Raw genomic sequence first — 18,037 nt, 5'->3', positions numbered from 1 at the left:
GCCCGCGCCTCACGGCGTGCGCAACTCCTCGGGCTCCACGACGATGTCCACCAGCGCCCCGTTGCGCCACACCGTCAACTCCATGCGCCGGCCGATGGCGTGCTCGACCATCAAACGCTGCAGCTCGGTCGCGCTGACGACCGGAGTGTGATCGATCGTGATGACGATGTCGCCGCGACGCGCTCCCGCGCTCGCGGCCGGGCTGCCGTCGATGACCGCGGCCACCTGCATCCCCGTGCGCGACCCCACGCGCTGCGCCAGTTCCGGGGTCAGGGTCACCTGGGTGCCCGCCACGCCGAGCCACGCCCGCCGAACCCGGCCCCGGGTGATCAGGGCGTCGATGATGTCGCGCGTGCTCGTGTTGATCGGCACCGCGAGCCCCAGGCCGATCCCGGCGACCGCGGTGTTCACCCCGACCATGCGCCCCGCGCTGTCGGCGAGGACGCCGCCGCTGTTGCCGGGGTTGAGTGCGGCATCCGTCTGAATCACTTCGTCCACCACGCGACCGGACTGCGTCGGCAGCGAGCGGCCGAGCGCCGACACGATGCCGGCGGTGACGCTGCCGGCCATGCCGAGCGGGTTGCCGAGGGCGACGACGAGCTGACCCACGCGGAGCTTCGACGCGTCGCCCCACGGCACGGGCGCGGGCGTGCGGCCGTCGGCGTGCAGGACGGCGAGATCCGACAGGGGATCGCTCCCCACGATGTGGGCGTCGAGAACCGAGCCGTCAGAGAAGGCCACTTCGGCCCGCGTCGCACCCGCCACCACGTGCGCACTCGTGAGCAGATGCCCGGAGTCGGTGATCACCGATGCGCTGCCGGCGCCGGATCCGCGGGCCGACCGCACGGACACCGCCGCCACGGACGGCAGCAGGGTCTCGGCGATCCGCACCACCGCCGCGGAGTACGCGTCCAGCGCGTCTTGGTCGCTCATGCTCCCATCTCAGCACCGGCGGCGTGACGGGCGGCGGAGTTCGCCGAGGGCGCACCCGCCGAGGCGTTCGGCTCTACGCGGCTGCGGGGACGTCGTCAATCCCGTTCGCAGCGGGCCGGCATCCGCCTACCGTGGACGCATTCGAGCGGAAGGATGTGCCATGTCAGATCGCGAACGTGCCACCGGCGAGCCGGGTGCCGAGGACCTTCCCGGTGTGCCCGAGGTCTACGACCGAGACGAGGACATCGACGATGCCGGTCTGCCGGATGCGGACTTCCTCGGGTTGACGCCCGGAACGGCCAACGAAGAGACCGATTCCGACGAGCGTGTGGTGCCCGATCAGGCCTGAGCGCGCGCCGGCAGCCACGTGCCCCGTCCGAATCTCGACGTCACTCCCGGACTGAACAGGACGGAGTCGGGGGGCGCGTCCACGACGCCCGGCAGACCGGCGGCCGCGCAGAGCTCGTCGCGCAGCGCGATCAGGCGAGCGGGATGCAGCACCCACGGCTCGTGTTCGTTGGGCAGCCACTGCGTGCGTCCGACGCGCTCTTGGAACAGCCCCCAGCGGGCGGTGAGGAAGTGCGACAGTTCGTCGTCGACCGTACGGGCAGCCTCCACCGCGATGGACATCTGAAAGCCGGGACCGTGGCGAACCGGCGAACCGGTCACGCGGCGCGAGGCGTAGTCCCAGCCGTCGGGGGTGGGGTGCTGAGCCGTTCGCGCCCACATGTACGGCAGTCCGAACAGCGCGCGTGCCGCCAGCACCGCCGGCAGGCTCGAGGCCTCGAGGGAGCGGAAGACGACACCCCGGCGTCCGTGCGCATCCACGCCATAGAGGCGCACATTCACCTCGGTGAACGATCCCCAGCCCGACATGGGCGGCAGCCGCCCGATGCGCGCATCGCCGAGGCGGAAGGCGATCAACCCCACCCACGACGATCCGTCCATCACGTCGGGTTCGACGCCGGGAGGCAGGAGCGGGGCGACGGCAGCCGGGGAAACACGCCAGTGGACGAAGGCGACCTGCTCCCAGTCCTGCGCGGCGACGACCGGGCCGCGCAGCGGCGGCGCGCTCGGCGATATCGGCTGCATACGCACGCTCCTCGGCTGCGGGGTGTCCCTGTACTGTCGCACCGATCGGGCCCGGTGGTGGCGGCATCCGCGATTCTCGTTGGTCATCGGATGTCCGCGGCCCGGAGTAGGCAGGGATCATGAACGAGATGGTGCAGAAATGGCTCGACGACTACCTCCGTGCGTGGAGCACCAACGACCCCGACGACATCCGTGCCCTGTTCACCGACGACGCGACCTATGCCGGCGGCCCGTTCGACCCCGAACCTTGGATCGGCAGGGAGGGGATCGTCGAGGGCTGGCTCGCGCATCGCGACGAGCCCGGGTCGTGGACCTTCACGGGAGCGCCGCTGGCCTCCTCGGATGGCGTCGGCGTCGTGCAGGGGCGGACCGACTATGACGACGACAGCGTCTATGCGAATCTGTGGGTGATCACTTTCGCCGATGACGGGCGTGCGCGGTCGTTCGTCGAGTGGTACATGCAGCCGGGGCCGGTCCGCGAAGACCAGGAGTGAACGGTCAGCGCAAAAGGGCGATCGGCACGTCGACCCGCCCGAGCTTGTCGGGATTCGCGATCGAGTACACGCGCGCGACCCGCCCGTCCTCCACCGCCACGCTGACGATCCCGATCAGCCGTCCGTCCAGCTCCATCCGCACCGCGGGCTCGCCGTTGACCCACGTCATCGACGCGCGCAGGTCGCCGTCGACCTTCGACATTCCGCCCACGAGGTAGCGCGCCAGCCGCACGTCGCCGACGATCGGCTTCGGCGCCGCCCCGCGGACCTTGCCGCCGCCATCGGCGACGGACACGACATCCGGCGCGAGGACATCGAGCAGTCCCTGCAGATCTCCCGTGTTCAGCGCCACCACGAGGCGTGCGACGATCTGCTCGTGCTCGGATCGCACGACGCGCACCCGAGGCCGACGGGCGGAGACGTGCTCCTTGGCCCGATGGGCGATCTGCCGGACCGCCGCCGGCGTCTTGCCGACGGCATCCGCGATCTCGTCGTAGGGCACGTCGAAGACCTCCCGCAGGACGAAGACGGCGCGCTCGGTCGGTCCCAGTGTCTCCAGAACGGTCAGCATCGCGATCGACAGATTGTCGGCGAACTCGACGTCCTCCGAGACATCTCGAGCGGTCAGCAGCGGCTCGGGGAGCCACTCGCCGACGTAGTCCTCGCGGCGCCGTGCGACCGTGCGCAGATGATTGAGCGCCTGCCGGGTCACGATCCGCACCAGGTACGCGCGCGGTTCCCGGATCTCGGACGCCTCCACCTGCGCCCACCGCAGCCACGATTCCTGCAGCACGTCTTCTGCGTCCGCTGCAGAACCGAGCAACTCGTACGCGACGGTGAACAGCAGCCCGCGATGCACGACGAACGGGTCGCCCTCGACGCCGACCTCTGTGGTCATCCCGGGAGCCTACGCGGGGTCCGAGGCGGTCGCGACTCGCGCGAGCGGCGGCAGGCCGCACGCGGCGGCGAATTCCTCCGAGCGGATGCCGAGGGCGATGTTCATGCGCGCCGACATGTTCATGAAGGCCACTCGTGCGGCCAGCTCGACGAGCGCAGCCGGCCCGATCTGCGCCAGCAGAGCATCGGAGAGCTCATCGGTCACCGCGGGCGGTGTCTGGCTCGCCGCCTCGGCGTACGTCATGACATCCCGCTCGAGGTCGGTGAACACGTCGGACTCTCGCCACCGCGGCACCTCGCGAACCTTCGCTTCGTCCAATCCGCGGTTGTGAGCCATGAAGTAGTTGAAGTCGAGACAGAAGCTGCAGCCGACCGTGGCAGCGGCCGCCATCGCCGCATACGCCGCGAGGTCGCTCTCCAGCGCGTGCCAGTTGTCCACCTTTCGCCCGATGCCCATGGCGTCCTTCATGACTGACGGGTTCTGCCACAGCACTCCCATCGAATCGGGGACCCGGCCCATCATCTTGCGGGCGACCAGCTTGATGACCGAGCCGTAGGCGCCGGAGATCTCGGTGGCAGGGATGCGGGAACTGGTGCTCATGTCGTCTCCTTGGTCGAGCGTGCAACTGACATGTAGACACCGGTCGCACCGACGATGTGACATCTCCTCACCGCGGCCCGCCGAGGGTCGGGTAGCCGGCGAAAGGCACGGGTCCGTGGGAGCGGACGTAGGCGCCGTGCACCCGCTCGCAGGCCTCGCGCAGCGTCGTGGCCCAGCCGATCACCTCGCCGTGCCAGACGGCCTTGTAGCGGGTGTCGGTGCCGTCCAGGATGCGGCGGATCTCCACCCGGCCGTACTCTCGGCCCTGCGGATCGATCAGTCGCCACACGCCCGTCGGGCCTTCGACGGCGGCGAGGATCGGATGCCACTGGCCCATTCGACCGGTTCCCCTTCTCCGGCCGAGGACGCCCAGATTACTCGCCTCCCGCCGACACCGCAGCCGGGGTGCGTCGCCGCTGCCGCGAGCATGACGGTGGCTCGTGGGAGAGTGAGCACATGCGACGTATCGGTGCGATCTTCACCCCGTATTCCCCGCCCGAAGCGCTGCGCGACGCCGCGCAGGCCGCCGATGATTCCGGTGTGCCCGAGCTGTGGCTCTGGGAGGACTGCTTTCGCGAGTCCGCTTTCGCGGCGGCATCCGCTGTGCTCGCGTGGACGGACCGGCTGCGGGTCGGCATCGGCGTGGCGCCGATGCCGCTGCGCAATGTCGCACTGACGGCCATGGAGATCGCGACGGTGGAGCGGCTGTTCCCCGGACGCCTGATCCCGGGCGTCGGACACGGCGTGCTGCCCTGGATGGGGCAGGTCGGAGCCCGGGTCGCGTCGCCGCTGACTCTCATGGCCGAGTACGTGCCGGCCCTGCGTTCGCTGCTCGCGGGCGAAGAGGTCACCACCTCGGGGCGATATGTCTCGCTGGATCACGTGCGGCTCGATTGGCCGCCCGCTCGAACGCCGGGAGTCGTGGTCGCCGGCGAGGGGCCGAAGACCGTCAGGCTGACCGGGCAGGTCGGCGACGGCACGGTGCTGCCCGCCGGAAGCACTCCCGATCGCGTGGCCCGCACGCTCGCGACGGCGCTCGAAGGCCGCGCGGATGCCGGGCGCGATGCCGCGCACGAGCTGATCGTCTTCGTCTCGGCGGCTTTCGGCGGCGACTCCGCGCGCGCCCTGCTGGCGGATGACCTGCTCCGCACCGCGGGCGAGGCCGATCCCGCGCTGATCGTGGCCGGTGACGCGGCGGCGGTCACGGCGGCGATCGAGCCGTTCTTCAGCGCCGGCGCCACCTCGGTGATCCTCCAGCCGCGGGAGGCGGAGGCTGATCTCGTGGGATTCATGGCCGCCGCCGGAGAGGTCGCGAGGCAGGTCGGCGCGCAGTGAGCCGGCGGTCGGCGCGGGCGTGAGCGAGGTCGTCAGCATCGAGCTGCTGCTGGACGCCCAGACCGACGCGCGCGTCCGCTCGGATTGGCGGAGCCTTGCGGATGCCGGCCTGTCGAGCCTCAGCGCGCATCCGGCGCCGAGCAACAGCCCGCACATCACCCTGCTCGTGCGGCCGCGGCTCGACCAGGTCTCCTTCGCTGCGGCAATCGCCCGGCTGCCGGTCTCCGTCAGCCTCGCCGAGCCGGTCTTCTTCGCCCACGGCGACCGCGGGGTGCTCGCGTGGCGCGTGGAGCCGACCGCCGAGCTGCGCGAGCTGCACGCCGCCGTGCACACCGTTGCCGGACCCGGAGAGGACGCGCCGCACACGAGCGGTGGCGAATGGACGCCGCATGTCACCCTGGCGCGCCGGCTGCGCACCGAAGAGCTGCCGAGGGCGAAGGACCTGCTCGGAAGTGCGCTCGCGGGCCGCGCCGTCGCGCTGCGACGGTGGGACGCCGCTTCGCGCACGGTCACGCCGCTCCGCTGAGGCGGCCGTCCCACCGGATTGCGCGCGGCGGACCCGGCGAGCCGGCCGGGTCGGTACGGTCGTGGTGTGGTGACGAACGGACCGGACGAGGTGGATGCGCTGATCGACGCGTGGTCACGCCGGCTTCCGGACGTCGACGTGACGCCGCTGGAGGTGATGTCGCGGCTGCGGCGCGTCTCGATCCGGCTCGCGCGCATCCGCGCCGGAGCGTTCGCGACCGCCGGGCTTGCCTCGTGGGAGTTCGATGTGCTGGCCGCGCTCCGCCGCACCGACGAGCCGCACGAGCTGAGCCCCGCGCAGCTGATACAGCGGACGATGATCGGCAGCGCCGCGATGACGAACCGCCTCACGCATCTGGTCGAGCGCGGCTACGTGCACCGCCAGGCGAACCCGCGTGACGGCCGCGGCGTGCTCGTACAGCTGAGCGCGGAGGGAGCCGTGCGGGTGGATGCGGCGATGACCGAATTGATCCGCCGCGAGGCGCTCGCCCTCAGCGTGCTCAGCCGCGACGACATCGAAGACCTGGCGCGGGTGCTGCGCCCCCTGATGGGCTGATCAGCGCGTGCGCGGCTCGCTGGCGAGGGCGTCCCAGTTGACGTCGATCATCCGCGGCTGCCGGCGGGAGATCCGCGCCCGCATGACCAGACCGACCGTCGGCCAGTAGCGGCGGTCGAGCACCACTTCGGTCGTCAGCGGCTCCGAATCCAGTCCCGGTCCCTCGAGGATCAGGTCCATCTCGCAGGTCTGGTAGCGCCACCGCCCCTTCGGGGCGGAGAGCCCGACGATGCGGATCGTGCCCTGGACGGCATCCGCCATCGGCGATCCGGTCAGCTTCTCGAGCGCCTCGGCCGCGCCCTGCTCCCACTCCTCCATGGCTCGAGGCTATCGGTCCGGAGGAGGCGGCCCTGCCGCCCGTCCGGGCGCCGGATTAGACTCCGGGCATGTCGTTCGAGGTCGCGCCGGAAGCGTACGACCAGTTCATGGGCAGATACTCGGGTCCACTCGCGGTCGAGTTCGCGGACTGGCTCGACGTGACCCGCGGCCAGCGGGCGCTCGATGTGGGAAGCGGGCCCGGGGCGCTGACCGCCGTGCTCGCGGACCGGCTGGGACCGGCATCCGTCGTCGCGGTCGATCCGTCGGCTCCGTTCGTCGACGCGATCCGAGAGCGATTGCCCGGTGTGACCGCGATCACGGCCGCAGCGGAGACGCTGCCCTTCGAGGACGCGTCCTTCGATGCGGTCGTCGCGCAGCTGGTCGTGCATTTCCTTCGTGACCCGCTCGCGGGCATCACCGAACTGCGGCGCGTGACGCGGCCGGGCGGGACGATCGCCGTGAACGTCTGGGACTACGGCGGCGAGCGGTCGCCGCTGTCGGGATTCCTGCGGGTGCTGAAGCAGGTCGATCCCAGCGCCGACGACGAAACCGACCGCTTCGGAGCACGCCGCGGTCAGCTTGGCGCGCTGCTGCGCGAGGCCGGATGCCGCCGGGTCGAGGAGTCGGAGCTGTCGGTCACCGTAAGCTCGCCGACGTTCGAGGACTGGTGGCGGCCGTACACCCTCGGGGTCGGCCCGGCCGGGTCGCAGCTCGCGGCGCTCCACCCTGACGCTCGCAACGAGGTGCGGAAACGGTGCGGCGAACTTCTCGGCGACGGGCCGATCCGCACGTCTGCGACCGCCTGGGTGGCGAGGGGTCTGCGCTGAGCGCTCAGCCTCCCACGTGCATGCCGAGGTGGGCGTGCACCGCCGAGATGACGACCGAGCCTTCGCCGACCGCGGCGGCGACGCGCTTCACCGAACCGCGGCGCACGTCGCCGACCGCGTAGAAGCCGGGCACGGACGACTCGAACTGCGTCGGTCCTGCCTCTGCGCCCTGCCATGCCCCCGGCTTGCCTTCGGTGAGGACATCGGCGCCGGTCATGACCGACCCCCATCTGTCGCGCAGCACCTCGGGTGGCAGCCACTCGGTGTGCGGGCGGGCGCCGATCGTCACGAACACCGCGTCCGCGGCAACCTCCACGTGCTCGCCGGAATCGGTGCGCTCCAGCACGACGTGGTCGAGGTGGTCGGACTCGTGCGCGCCGGCGTCGACGACGCGCGTGCCCGTCATGAGACCGACGCCCGCGGCATCCAATTGATCGATGAGGTAGCGCGACATGCTCTCGGCGAGCGACGGTCCGCGGACGACGAGCGAGACGGCTTTCGCGTAGCGGGCGAGGTGCAGCGCCGCCTGTCCCGCCGAGTTGCCGCCGCCCACGACCAGCACGGTGCGGCCCGCCTGCGCGCGCGCCTCGACCGATGACGCCCCGTAGAAGACCGAGGCGCCGACGAACGGGCGCAATCCCGGCGCCGCGAGTCGCCGGTAGCTGACACCGGCGGCGAGCACGACAGTGCGGGCCCGGACGATCTCGCCGCCTTCGACCTGCAGCTCGAACCCCGCACCGGAGACGGTCAGAGCCGCGGCCCGGCGGGCGTGGGCGAAGCGCGCGCCGAAGATCCAGGCCTGCTGATACGCCCGCTGGGCCAGCTCCGACCCCGACACGCCGCGCGAGAAGCCGAGGTAGTTGCGGATGAGCGAGCTCGATCCCGCCTGTCCGCCGATCGCGTCGCCCTCGAGGACGAGGACGTCGAGCCCTTCGGATGCCGCGTACACGGCGGCCGCGAGCCCTGCCGGTCCGGCACCGACGACCGCGACGTCGACGGTGTGGGTGGGCAGGGACGTGTCCAGGCCGGCGGAGCGCGCGAGGGCGAGGTCGTCGGGGTCGACGAGCACGGCGCCATCGGCGGTGCGGACCAGGGGCACGCCGTCGTAGTGCACGCTCGACTCGGCGAGCAGGGCGTCGGCCTCAGGGGTGCGGGGGTCCACCCGCCGGGCGGTGATGCCACCGCGCGCGAGGATGCTCTGCAGCTGGTGAGTGCGTGGCTGCGCGCGGTCGCCGATCACTGTGAAGCCGCGACGGCGACGCCCGCTGGAGGACTCCCACTCGTGCAGGAAGTCGGTGATCGCGCGATGGAACGACTCATCGGCGGTGTGGGTGGCGGTGGGACGCACGACGTAGTAGTCGATCTGCACGTGCGACATCAGCTCGAGCACGGATTCGGTGGTCTCGCGGTCGGCCCACGATCCCCACTCGATCACCAGGCCGCGTCGCACGTCGGGGAAGCTGCGCCGGGCCGCAGCGAACACGCTCTCGTGACCGTCGAGCGGGGAGGCGTCATCGGCCAGGATGAGCGCGAGCTCGGCCTGCTCGGCGCGCAGTGCCACGATCTGCGCCGCGGCGTCGGCCGGGCTCGGGCTCGCGAGGATCCGGTAGTCCTGCGCGTAGCGGCGATTCAGCGGATCCACGACCGCGCGCAGCTGAGCGGCATCCGCGGCGACGACCAGAATGGCGGGCGCGCGGGGGGCTGCGGCATCAGCGTTCATGCACAACCGCCGTTCCTGCGTGCTCCATCGCGGTCGGCGAGGTGTGACCGCACGCGGCGAGTGTACCGCCCGACCTCAGCGCCTCACCAGAGGGGCCGGGAGGGACCTTCGGCCCTGTCCGCCGTCGCCTCGGCGCGATCGAATGGGGCGGAACCTGGAGGAACCATGCGCGCTGTCGTGGTGTACGAATCGCTGTGGGGAAACACCGCGAGGGTCGCCCGAGCCCTCGCCGACGAGCTGGGGCGCACGATGTCGGTGCGCGTGCTCGACGTCGAGTCCGCGCCGGGCACCATCGAGGACTACGACCTCGTCGTCGTCGGAGGCCCGACCCACGGGTTCTCCATGACGCGGCCCTCCACGCGCGAGAGCGCCGTGAGCCAGAATGGTGCTCCGCGGGCCCCGACTGTCGGCATCCGCGAGTGGCTGGCGCGGCTGCCGCACATCTCGGTGCCGGTGATGGCCGTCGCATTCGACACGCGCGTCGACACGCCGCGGCTGCCGGGCTCGGCGGCCAAGGCGGCGCGGCACGAGCTGCGATCCCTCGGTTTCGACGTGGCCATGAAAGCCAAGTCGTTCCGCGTGCACGGGTACGAGGGTCCGCTCGTGGACGGTGAGCTGGGCCGCGCGGTGGAGTGGGCGCGCGAGGTCGAGGCCGTGCTCCGCGGGGCGCCGCCGCCGCCCGCGGAGGAGTGAGACAGGCGGATCGCTCGAGCGCCGATTGATTGGCGGTTCGGCTGCGGCCGCCCCGGCGCGCCTGCGCGCGGCTAGCGTGGAACCGTGGACGACGAGGTCACGGAGCTGGCGGCGCTGCGCCGCCGCGCCTACGGACCGGATGCCGATATCGACGGCGATCCGGCCGCCCTCGCCCGGCTGGACGCGCTGGAGACGCGCGCACGACAGGCGTCGGTTCCCTCGCCCGCACCGGAACCGGACCAGCCGGTGATCGGACCGGTGACGCCGACCGCCGCCGCTGCCGTGGTCGTGGACCAGGCGGCCGGACCCGCACCCCGCTTCGGCTGGCGCACCGCCGTCGTCGCGGGCATCGTCGCGGTCGCCGTGGTCGTCGTCGTGCAGGCCGTGGCCGGGCAGTCCGCAGGGCCTGAGCTGGCCGTCTCCCCGCAGCCGACCGTGCAGGCGGAGCCGGCCGTCGCTGCGCTGAACGCGTCCGAGACACTCCTCCTCGACATTCCGCTCGATCGATCGCTCGCCCGGTACGTCCCGCAGCCGGCCGCGCCGGCGTTCCCGGTCGAGGGCGGACTGAAATGGGCCGAGGCGCTGGGACCGTACTACGGCTGGAGCCTCTGGCTCGCGCGATCCGACGTGACCGAACAGCGCTGCATCCTGCTGGACCGCGGCGACCGGACGTACGCGCGGTGCTCAGCCGACGAGCGCTTCCTGGCCGGTCTGCTCGATGTCTCGATCCCCTACGGCGACGTCGCGCCCGAGTACCGTCCCGCCCGGATGTCGAGCGGTCAGAGCCTGGTCTTCCGGTGGACGGCGGAGCGCGGGGTGTCGATCCTTCTCGATCAGGCCGACATCACCTACTTCGGCGACAACGACTGACTCCCGCCGAGAAGGTGGTTCTCGCGGCGGGAAACCCACCTTCTCGCGGCGGACGCGCCGGGGATCGGCATCCCGAATTCGTCGACTTGTCGTATATGCACGTCGGCCGCGGCGTGTCGCGAACATATACGACAAGTGGGCCGGTGTGGAAGGACCTTCGCGCGCACAGAGGCCGCCGGTCAGGCGGGCCGGCCGCCCACCACGCCGACCGCGCGTGCGGCGACCTCGGTGCCGGCCCGGGCCGCGGCGACCGCATCCCGATCGACGATCCACCGCGCGAGGAAGCCCGCGCAGAACGCGTCGCCGGCCCCGGTCGGGTCGACGACGACCGGCGCGGTCACGGCCGGCAGGTGCGTCCCGTCGACGACCACCCCGTCGGCGCCCAGGGTGAGCACGACGGTCGGTGCGTCGACGCGAGCCGCGATCGCATCGAGCTCGGAGACGCCGGTGAGCGCCGAGCCCTCGACCGCGCTCGCGAACAGCACGTCGGCGCCGGCGATCACTTCGGCGAACCGCGCGGCGCCGAGCGCGTCGATGTAGGCCACCGATCCGGGGCTCACCGACACCGTCGCGCCGGCCGCCTTGGCACGGCGCAGGAATCGCGCGAACGCCGCGCCGTCGGATGCCGCCATCGAATGCCCCGTCAGGTGCACGTGCGCGCGCATCAGGTCGTCGGGAATCGCATCGAAGTCGAGGTCGGCGTTCGCTCCGCGGTCGGTCAGCATCGACCTGTCCGCGCCCTGCACCAGCACGATGATGGCCCCGGTCGGGGACGGCGTGCCCTGCAGGTGCACATCGACGCCCGCCAGCAGCGCGGAGTGCCGGTCGACATCGCTCCGATTCACGGCGCCGACGAAGGCGACATCGGCTCCGAGAGCAGCCAGCCACGCGGCCGTGTTCGCGGCCGACCCGCCCGCCACACTGCGGATCGCGCTGGCGGTATCGGTGTCGGGGCGGATGGGGCCAGAGGGAATCACGACGGTGTCATCGATCACATCGCCGACGACCAGGATGCCGCCCGGCAGCGCCGGCCCGCTCGTGCGCAATCCCGTCATCCGTGCGCGGCCCACGCGGCGGCGATCTCGCCGGCGACGCGCACGTTGTTGCGCGCCAGGTCGAGGTTGACCTCCAGACTGCGACCCTCCGACAGCTCGACGATGCGCAGCAACAGGAAGGGCGTCACGGCCTTTCCGGTGATGTGCGCCGCGTCGGCTTCGGCCAGCGCCTGCGCGAGCACGCGGTCGTGCTCGGCGGCATCCCACGCCTGATCCTCCGGCACGGGGTTGGCGACGACGATGCCCTGCCGGTTGCCGAGGGAATCGTGCGCCCGCATGATCGCGGCGACCTCGGCCGCGGCATCCACCGACCAATCCAGGGTGAAGGCGCTCTCGCGCAGCCAGAAACTCGGGAACACGTTCGTGCGGTAGCCGACGACCGGGACGCTGAGGCTCTCCAGGCGCTCGAGCGTCGCAGCGATGTCGAGCACCGACTTCACCCCGGCGCTGACGACGGTGATGGGCGTGGTCGCGAGGGTGCCGAGGTCGGCGGATTCGTCGAACGTGTCGGTGGCGCCGCGGTGCACTCCGCCGAGCCCCCCGGTCGCGAACACCCGGATGCCGGCGAGCGCAGCCAGCTGGGAGGTCGCGGCGACCGTCGTGGCGGCGCTGGCCCGGCGCGCCTGGATGATCGGCAGATCCCGGACACTCGCCTTTGCCAGCTCCTCGTCGGCGATGCGCCGGATGCCCTCGTCGTCGAGGCCGATGCGCGCCACCCCGTCGAGCACGGCGATCGTGGCGGGCGTGACGCCCTGATCGCGCAGGATGCCCTCGAACTCGCGCGCGGCCTCGAGATTGCGCGGCCGCGGAAGACCGTGGGAGATGATCGTGGACTCCAATGCGACGACAGGAGCACCGCGCTCGAGCGCAGCGGAGACCTCTTCGGACACGACGAATGCAGCCATGCGCCCATCCTCGCATCGCGACCGGGAAGCCGCTGAAACCGTCGGGTCAGTGCGCTGCTTCGTACGCGTCGACGACGGATGCCGGAACCCGGCCCCGCTCGGACACCTGGAATCCGTTGTCCTTCGCCCACGCGCGGATCGCGCTGTAATCCTGCTGGCCGGGCCGTCGTCGCTTGCGCGATGCCTCGGACGAGGCGCCGCGCGAGGACGAGATGGAGCGCGCCGCCCCGATGTAGGGAGCGAGGGCATCGCGCAGCGCTGCGGCGTTGTCGTCGGTCAGGTCGATCTCGTACGCGGTGCCGTCGAGGGAGAACAGGACGGTCTCACCTTCGCCGACGTCGAGGACGGAGCCGTCGAGGTCGTCGACGAGCTGATGAACAATTCTTCGGGCCATGGCGCAACCCTACTCAGCGCCCCGGCACGCTGCTACGGCCGAATGCCCGCGCGCCGCGCCCGCGACGGCGGCGTGGCGGGCGGGAGACCGGATGTGCGGGCCCGGGACGGCTTTCGTCCCGGGCCCGCTCGGCACGCGAGCGGCCTACTCGCTCGCGGCCCGCTCGAGCTCCAGCAGGAACCGCTTGTCTTCGGGGTGACCGCCGTACTCGCCGATCGAGCCGTCCGCACGCACGACCCGGTGTACCGGCACGACGATCGAGAACGGCGTCGTGGCGCATGCGGTGCCGACCGCACGAGCGGCCCGCGGACTGCCCGCCTGAACCGCCACTTCGCCGTAGCCGGCGGTCTCGCCGTAAGGGATGCCGCGCACCGCCTCGAGCGCGTCACGCGTGAAGCCGCGCACGAGGCGCCAGTCCAGGGGCAGATCGAACGCCTGCCGGTCGCCGGCGAAGTACTCGTCGAGCTGCACGACCGCATCCGCCGCTGCGGGGTCGTCGTCGGCGCGCTCCGGGACGCTGCGCAGCACCCGCGACAGGCGCTCGAGCTCGTTCTCGAGTGCCTCGCGCAGCGGATGCAGGCTGAGGATGCCCTCGTCGGTCGTGACGATGAGCACGTCGCCGACGGGCGACGGGTGCAGGCGGAAGCGGCTGTGCAGCGGTGCGGTCATGCGACCATCCTGTCCCGCCGGACGACGCGTCACCGCGGCGGTGTGGAGAACGGGGGAGAGGGCCGCCCGGCCGGGGGCTGGGGAGGAGCGGCCGCGACGCTGAGCGCAGCCGACGTCCGCGGAGGCCGCGGCGCCACATGGCAATGCCCGCGACAACTCGCCTGGTCAGCGGGCGTGTCGCCCAATCGCGCGAAACTCGCGCGGGCTCACCGGACGAGCGCCCGGAGCCGCTTAGGGTGGCCGTGTGTGGCGAGGAGAAGGCAGCGCCGTGATCGGCGCAGAGGACGACGCGCCGTCCGTGACCCCTGGCGATCTCGGATTGTCGGAACCGGGAGTGACCGTCATGCACGTCGCCGAACCGGAACGGCACCGCATCCGCGCCCTGGCCGCCGAGCTGGGTGGGCCGTCGACGCTGCTGCATTTCGATGACGCCGGCGACGGCGGCATCGAGATCACCCAAGCTCATCCGGGCAGCCTGCCCCAGTTCATCACCGGCCGCTCGACCCTGCTGTCCAACCTCTTCCGCGACGAGGTCGCCCTGCGCAACGCTCGGCTGGCCGCCGAGCGGATCACCGCCAAGAACGTCGAACTGCGCACCGCACGCGGCATCGAGCCGGTCAATCTCGCCGTCGGCCTCGCCTCGTGGCGCATCGGCGGACTCGCGTGCACCGCGCCGGTCCTGCTGCGTCCGCTCGGCATCCGTCGTCATCACTCCGACTTCGAGCTCAAGCTGCACGGTTCGCCGTTCACCGTGAATCCGGAGCTCGTGCGTGCGCTGCGCACGCACTTCGGCATCGAGCTCGACGGGCGCGGCCTCGCCGCGCTCGCCTACGAGGGCGGCGTGTTCAAACCGCAGCCCGTCATCGACCACATCCGCGCCCTGTCGTCATCGATCGACTCCTTCACGGTGCACCCGCGCCTGGTCGTCTCCACGTTCGCCGACGTCGGCGCCGCGATGGCGCGCGACACCGTCGAGCTGGATCATCCGGTGCTCAACGCGCTGGCCGGCCACCACGGAGATCGCGAGACGATGTCGATCCGCCGGGAGGCGCCCGTCGTCGCGAGCCCGGACGAACGGGCTCCGGCCTCGGACACCCTGCTGCTGGACGCGGATGCCGAGCAGGAGCGTGTGCTCGCCCGCATCACCGCAGGGCACTCGCTCGCCGTCCACACGCTTCCGGGCACCGGCGGCACGCAGACCGTGATCAACGCCCTCGGCGCTCTCGTGCGCGACGGCAAGCGGGTGCTCGTGGTCAGCGCCCGCCGCTCCACGCTGGATGGCGTGCGTCACCGCCTCACCGGCATCGGCCTTCCGGGGCTCGCCGTCTCGCCACGGGATCTGCAGCGCGATCTCATCCGGGCGATCGGACGCAACGAGAAGGCCGAGCAGCCGAAGGTGGGCGAGGTCGACGACGCGCTGGTGCGCCTGCGCGGTGTGCTGCGCGACTACCGCTCCGCGGTCACCGCGCGGCATCCGGCGCTCGGAGTCTCGGTGCTCGAGGTGCTGCGGCGCTTGGCCGAGCTGACCTCGGAGGCCCCCGCCCCGAGCGCAGCCGCCCGGTTCGACATCGATGTGCTCTCGCGCCTGGCCCCGGCGCGTGCGAAGGCGGCGTCCGCCCTGGCCGCGGCCGCACGTCTCGGCGAGTTCCGCTTCGGACCCGACGACTCGCCCTGGTACGGGGTGTCCTTCGCCACGACGACCGCTGCGCGTTCGGCGCATGCGCTGGCGGGCAAGCTGCACCGGCAGGACATTCCGAACCTGCTCGAGCGCGGATACGCGCTGATCGCGCAGACCCGCATGCGGCCGTTCCAGACGATCAGCGAGCTCGGCGCGTACCTCAAGCTTCTGCAGGGCATCCGCGATTCGCTCGACCGGTTCAGCCCCACGGTCTTCGAACGGCCGCTCGGCGAGCTGATCCAGGCCCACGGACCGCGGCGCGACGCCCCCTCCCTGACCGGAGCTCAGCGCCGTCGCCTGCGCCGGCTCTCCCGCGAGTACGTGCGGCCGGGCGTCCACATCGCCGACATGCACGAAGCGCTTCTGCGGGTGCAGCAGCAGCGCACCGAATGGCAGCGCTTCGTCGACTCCGGCGTGATCCCCGCGGTGCCGCTCGGCCTGTCGGACGTGCACGTCGCGTGGCAGCGTGCGGATGCCGAGCTCGGCGAACTGGACGCGATCGTCGGCCGCAGCGGGGCCGACCGGCTCGCCTCACTGCCGGTTGCGCAGCTCGTGCGCACCCTCGCCGGACTCGCAGCGGACTCCGAGGTGTTCGACAACCTCGTCGAGCGCGCGACCCTGCGCACCGAACTCGCCGCGCTGGGCCTCGAGCCGCTGCTGGCCGAGCTTTCGGTGCGCCACGTTCCCGAAGACCTCGTCGGCGCCGAGCTCGAGTACGCCTGGTGGCAGTCGGCGCTCGAGCATCTGCTGCGCAGCGACCGGGCACTGCTCGGCGCGAACACCGCAGTCGTGGACCGGCTGGAGCGCGACTTCCGACTCGTCGACGAAGCCCATGCCGCGGCATCCGGCCCCCTTCTGGCGGCGCAGCTGGCCACCCAGTGGCGCATCGGCATCGTCGACGAAGCCGCCGAGGCCGCGGCGCTCAAGCGCGCCTTGAAGAACGGCGGCGCGACGGCGACCGATCTGGTGAGGGTCGCCCCGACGCTGCTGCGCGCCCTCGCCCCGGTGTGGCTGGCCTCGCCGTACGACGTTCCCGAGATCCCCGAGGAGCTCGACTTCGACGTGGTCATCATCGCGGATGCCGCCGCCCTGTGCCTCGCCGAGGCGACGCCGGCTCTGCGGCGCGCGCGACAGGTCGTGGTCTTCGGCGACCCGGTCACCCAGAAGCCCACTCCGTTCCGCCTGTCCGCCGGCATCCCCTCACCGGACGAAGCGCCGGGGGAGCCCTTCGATGACACCAGCGTGTTCGAGCGCCTGGCCGAACTGTTCCCGGTGACCACCCTCACCCGCAGCTACCGGGCCGGCGGCGAGGATCTCGCCGAGCTCGTCAACGACGCCTTCTACGGCGGCGAACTGGTGTCGCTGCCGTGGGCGGGTTCGTACCTCGGGCGCGGCAGCCTCAGCGTCGACTACGTCGAGGGCGGCACCGGCGCCCCCGACCCGGTCACCGGTGCGGTGGAGAGCCCCGATGCCGAGGTGCAGCGCGTCGTGACGCTCGTGGTCGAGCACGCCGTCAACCGCGGCTCGGAATCGCTCATGGTCGTCACGGCCAGCACGAAGCACGCCGAGCGCGTGCGCGCCGCCGTCGAGGCCGCCTTCGCGGGGCGTTCGGACGTCGCCGACTTCGTCTCCCGCGACACCGCGGAGCCGCTCGCCGTGCTCACCCTCGAGGAATCGGTCGCCGAGAGCCGCGATCGCGTCATCTTCTCCCTCGGATTCGGACTCACCAAGCACGGCCGCGTCCTGAGCGATTTCGGCGACCTCTCCACTCCCGACGGCGAACGGCTGCTGACGGTGGGAATGACCCGCGCGCGCCGCTCGATGGTGATCGTCTCCTCGATCCGTCCGTCGGCCTTCGACGACGGCCGCCTCGAGCACGGGGCCGCGACGCTCATGAGCATCCTGGGCGGCATCGCGGCCCGCTCACGCGACCAGCGCCTCGAGGACCTCGCCGATCCACTCACGCTCGGTCTCGCCCGGGAACTGCGCCGCCTGGGCGTGTCGGTCGACGTGCACTATCGGGGCCTGCTGCCGCTGGTCGCCCAGTACGGCGGTCGCGCCGTCGTGGCGGAGAGCGATCCCGAGACGATCGGCGAGTCCCTGCGCGAGTCGCTGCGGCTGCGTCCGCAGATCCTGCGGCGGCTGGGCTGGCACTACGTGCGCGTGCACTCGTTCGACCTGTACAGCGACCCGGCCGGCGTCGCCGCCCGGATCGCCGTGATGCTCGGAGTCGCGCCGGAGGCGCCCACGGCGGACACCGAGACGCAGCCGATCGATGTCATCGAGTAGCAGGCAGCGGATCGAGAAGGTTCCCGGCTCGCGTCGCGCGAAGCTGACGCCCGCTCCTGGGACGTCGGAGGAGCCCACGGAGGCGGATGCCGAGGGCGCCGCATCCGCTCCCTCCGCGGCATCCGGACCCAACGACGACCGCCTGCGGCAGGATGTCCCGCCGCACTACTGACCCTTGCCTCCGAG

General features: G+C 71.8%; 21 protein-coding genes. 10 read left to right on the top strand and 11 right to left on the bottom strand.

Annotated elements, in window-relative coordinates; all coding sequences use genetic code 11:
* Window positions 1–9: 9 nt before the first annotated feature.
* Complete coding sequence (locus RWQ91_RS11100; RefSeq protein ID WP_314505962.1) at window positions 10–933, bottom strand: trypsin-like peptidase domain-containing protein; 924 nt, start codon at window positions 931–933, stop codon at window positions 10–12.
* A gap of 160 nt (window positions 934–1,093) precedes the next feature.
* Here RWQ91_RS11100 and RWQ91_RS11095 point away from each other — a divergent pair, with 160 nt between their 5' ends.
* Window positions 1,094–1,282, top strand: a complete 189-nt coding sequence (locus tag RWQ91_RS11095) for a hypothetical protein (RefSeq protein WP_314505959.1) — start codon at window positions 1,094–1,096, stop codon at window positions 1,280–1,282.
* On the opposite strand, the gene RWQ91_RS11090 is transcribed toward RWQ91_RS11095, so the two are convergent.
* Window positions 1,273–2,025, bottom strand: a complete 753-nt coding sequence (locus tag RWQ91_RS11090; RefSeq protein WP_314505958.1) for a DUF2071 domain-containing protein — start codon at window positions 2,023–2,025, stop codon at window positions 1,273–1,275. The two genes, RWQ91_RS11095 and RWQ91_RS11090, sit on opposite strands and share 10 nt — an antisense overlap.
* Before the next feature lie 119 nt (window positions 2,026–2,144).
* Here RWQ91_RS11090 and RWQ91_RS11085 point away from each other — a divergent pair, with 119 nt between their 5' ends.
* Window positions 2,145–2,519, top strand: a complete 375-nt coding sequence (locus tag RWQ91_RS11085) for a nuclear transport factor 2 family protein (RefSeq protein WP_314505956.1) — start codon at window positions 2,145–2,147, stop codon at window positions 2,517–2,519.
* 4 nt (window positions 2,520–2,523) lie between these two features.
* On the opposite strand, the gene RWQ91_RS11080 is transcribed toward RWQ91_RS11085, so the two are convergent.
* The 3 genes from RWQ91_RS11080 to RWQ91_RS11070 form a co-directional block, all read right to left on the bottom strand.
* Window positions 2,524–3,417: an RNA polymerase sigma-70 factor gene (locus tag RWQ91_RS11080; RefSeq protein WP_314505954.1), complete on the bottom strand. Its 894-nt coding sequence runs from the start codon at window positions 3,415–3,417 to the stop codon at window positions 2,524–2,526.
* 9 nt (window positions 3,418–3,426) lie between these two features.
* A complete protein-coding gene (locus tag RWQ91_RS11075) occupies window positions 3,427–4,017 on the bottom strand; it encodes a carboxymuconolactone decarboxylase family protein (protein WP_314505953.1) in 591 nt (196 codons plus the stop codon).
* Between the two features lie 67 nt (window positions 4,018–4,084).
* Window positions 4,085–4,354 carry a hypothetical protein gene (locus RWQ91_RS11070; protein WP_314505952.1) on the bottom strand — a complete coding sequence of 90 codons (270 nt, stop codon included), beginning with the start codon at window positions 4,352–4,354 and terminating at the stop codon, window positions 4,085–4,087.
* Window positions 4,355–4,473: 119 nt separating this feature from the next.
* On the opposite strand from RWQ91_RS11070, the gene RWQ91_RS11065 reads away from it, so the two are divergent.
* The 3 genes from RWQ91_RS11065 (at window position 4,474) to RWQ91_RS11055 (ending at window position 6,433) form a co-directional block, all read left to right on the top strand.
* Window positions 4,474–5,352, top strand: coding sequence for an LLM class flavin-dependent oxidoreductase (locus tag RWQ91_RS11065; RefSeq protein WP_314505950.1), 879 nt, complete (start codon window positions 4,474–4,476; stop codon window positions 5,350–5,352).
* A gap of 19 nt (window positions 5,353–5,371) precedes the next feature.
* A complete protein-coding gene (locus RWQ91_RS11060) occupies window positions 5,372–5,878 on the top strand; it encodes a 2'-5' RNA ligase family protein (RefSeq protein WP_314505948.1) in 507 nt (168 codons plus the stop codon).
* A 66-nt stretch (window positions 5,879–5,944) separates the two neighbouring features.
* Window positions 5,945–6,433, top strand: a complete 489-nt coding sequence (locus tag RWQ91_RS11055) for a MarR family transcriptional regulator (RefSeq protein ID WP_314505947.1) — start codon at window positions 5,945–5,947, stop codon at window positions 6,431–6,433.
* Here the strand turns inward: RWQ91_RS11055 and RWQ91_RS11050 are convergent, their stop codons facing one another.
* Window positions 6,434–6,751 (bottom strand): hypothetical protein, encoded by a 318-nt coding sequence (locus tag RWQ91_RS11050; RefSeq protein WP_314505945.1) that lies wholly within the window; start codon window positions 6,749–6,751, stop codon window positions 6,434–6,436.
* A gap of 68 nt (window positions 6,752–6,819) precedes the next feature.
* On the opposite strand from RWQ91_RS11050, the gene RWQ91_RS11045 reads away from it, so the two are divergent.
* Window positions 6,820–7,578, top strand: a complete 759-nt coding sequence (locus RWQ91_RS11045; RefSeq protein WP_314505944.1) for a class I SAM-dependent methyltransferase — start codon at window positions 6,820–6,822, stop codon at window positions 7,576–7,578.
* A gap of 4 nt (window positions 7,579–7,582) precedes the next feature.
* Here the strand turns inward: RWQ91_RS11045 and RWQ91_RS11040 are convergent, their stop codons facing one another.
* Entirely contained in the window at window positions 7,583–9,298 is a 1,716-nt protein-coding gene (locus RWQ91_RS11040) for an FAD-dependent oxidoreductase (RefSeq protein ID WP_314505942.1), read from the bottom strand.
* 165 nt (window positions 9,299–9,463) lie between these two features.
* Here RWQ91_RS11040 and RWQ91_RS11035 point away from each other — a divergent pair, with 165 nt between their 5' ends.
* Window positions 9,464–9,991 (top strand): flavodoxin family protein, encoded by a 528-nt coding sequence (locus RWQ91_RS11035; protein ID WP_314505940.1) that lies wholly within the window; start codon window positions 9,464–9,466, stop codon window positions 9,989–9,991.
* Between the two features lie 84 nt (window positions 9,992–10,075).
* Entirely contained in the window at window positions 10,076–10,861 is a 786-nt protein-coding gene (locus RWQ91_RS11030) for a hypothetical protein (RefSeq protein WP_314505938.1), read from the top strand.
* A gap of 179 nt (window positions 10,862–11,040) precedes the next feature.
* Here the strand turns inward: RWQ91_RS11030 and RWQ91_RS11025 are convergent, their stop codons facing one another.
* The 4 genes from RWQ91_RS11025 to RWQ91_RS11010 all read right to left on the bottom strand — a co-directional run bounded on the left by RWQ91_RS11025 (window position 11,041) and on the right by RWQ91_RS11010 (window position 13,884).
* A complete protein-coding gene (locus RWQ91_RS11025; RefSeq protein ID WP_314505936.1) occupies window positions 11,041–11,916 on the bottom strand; it encodes a carbohydrate kinase family protein in 876 nt (291 codons plus the stop codon).
* Window positions 11,913–12,821, bottom strand: coding sequence for a pseudouridine-5'-phosphate glycosidase (locus tag RWQ91_RS11020; RefSeq protein WP_314505934.1), 909 nt, complete (start codon window positions 12,819–12,821; stop codon window positions 11,913–11,915). Before RWQ91_RS11020 ends, RWQ91_RS11025 begins: the two co-directional genes overlap by 4 nt.
* A 46-nt stretch (window positions 12,822–12,867) precedes the next feature.
* A complete protein-coding gene (locus RWQ91_RS11015; protein ID WP_314505932.1) occupies window positions 12,868–13,215 on the bottom strand; it encodes an Lsr2 family protein in 348 nt (115 codons plus the stop codon).
* 144 nt (window positions 13,216–13,359) lie between these two features.
* Window positions 13,360–13,884: a methylated-DNA--[protein]-cysteine S-methyltransferase gene (locus tag RWQ91_RS11010; protein ID WP_314505931.1), complete on the bottom strand. Its 525-nt coding sequence runs from the start codon at window positions 13,882–13,884 to the stop codon at window positions 13,360–13,362.
* Between the two features lie 343 nt (window positions 13,885–14,227).
* On the opposite strand from RWQ91_RS11010, the gene RWQ91_RS11005 reads away from it, so the two are divergent.
* The gene (locus RWQ91_RS11005) at window positions 14,228–17,851 is read left to right on the top strand and encodes an AAA family ATPase (protein WP_314506299.1); all 3,624 of its coding nucleotides are present in this window, start codon (window positions 14,228–14,230) and stop codon (window positions 17,849–17,851) included.
* Window positions 17,838–18,023: a hypothetical protein gene (locus RWQ91_RS11000; protein ID WP_314505929.1), complete on the top strand. Its 186-nt coding sequence runs from the start codon at window positions 17,838–17,840 to the stop codon at window positions 18,021–18,023. Before RWQ91_RS11005 ends, RWQ91_RS11000 begins: the two co-directional genes overlap by 14 nt.
* Window positions 18,024–18,037: the final 14 nt, after the last annotated feature.

It is taken from the genome of uncultured Microbacterium sp. (genome assembly GCF_963524805.1).
Taxonomy (GTDB): domain Bacteria; phylum Actinomycetota; class Actinomycetes; order Actinomycetales; family Microbacteriaceae; genus Microbacterium.
Note: the sequence above shows the minus strand (reverse complement) of the source record. Positions and strands in the feature narration are given on the sequence as shown.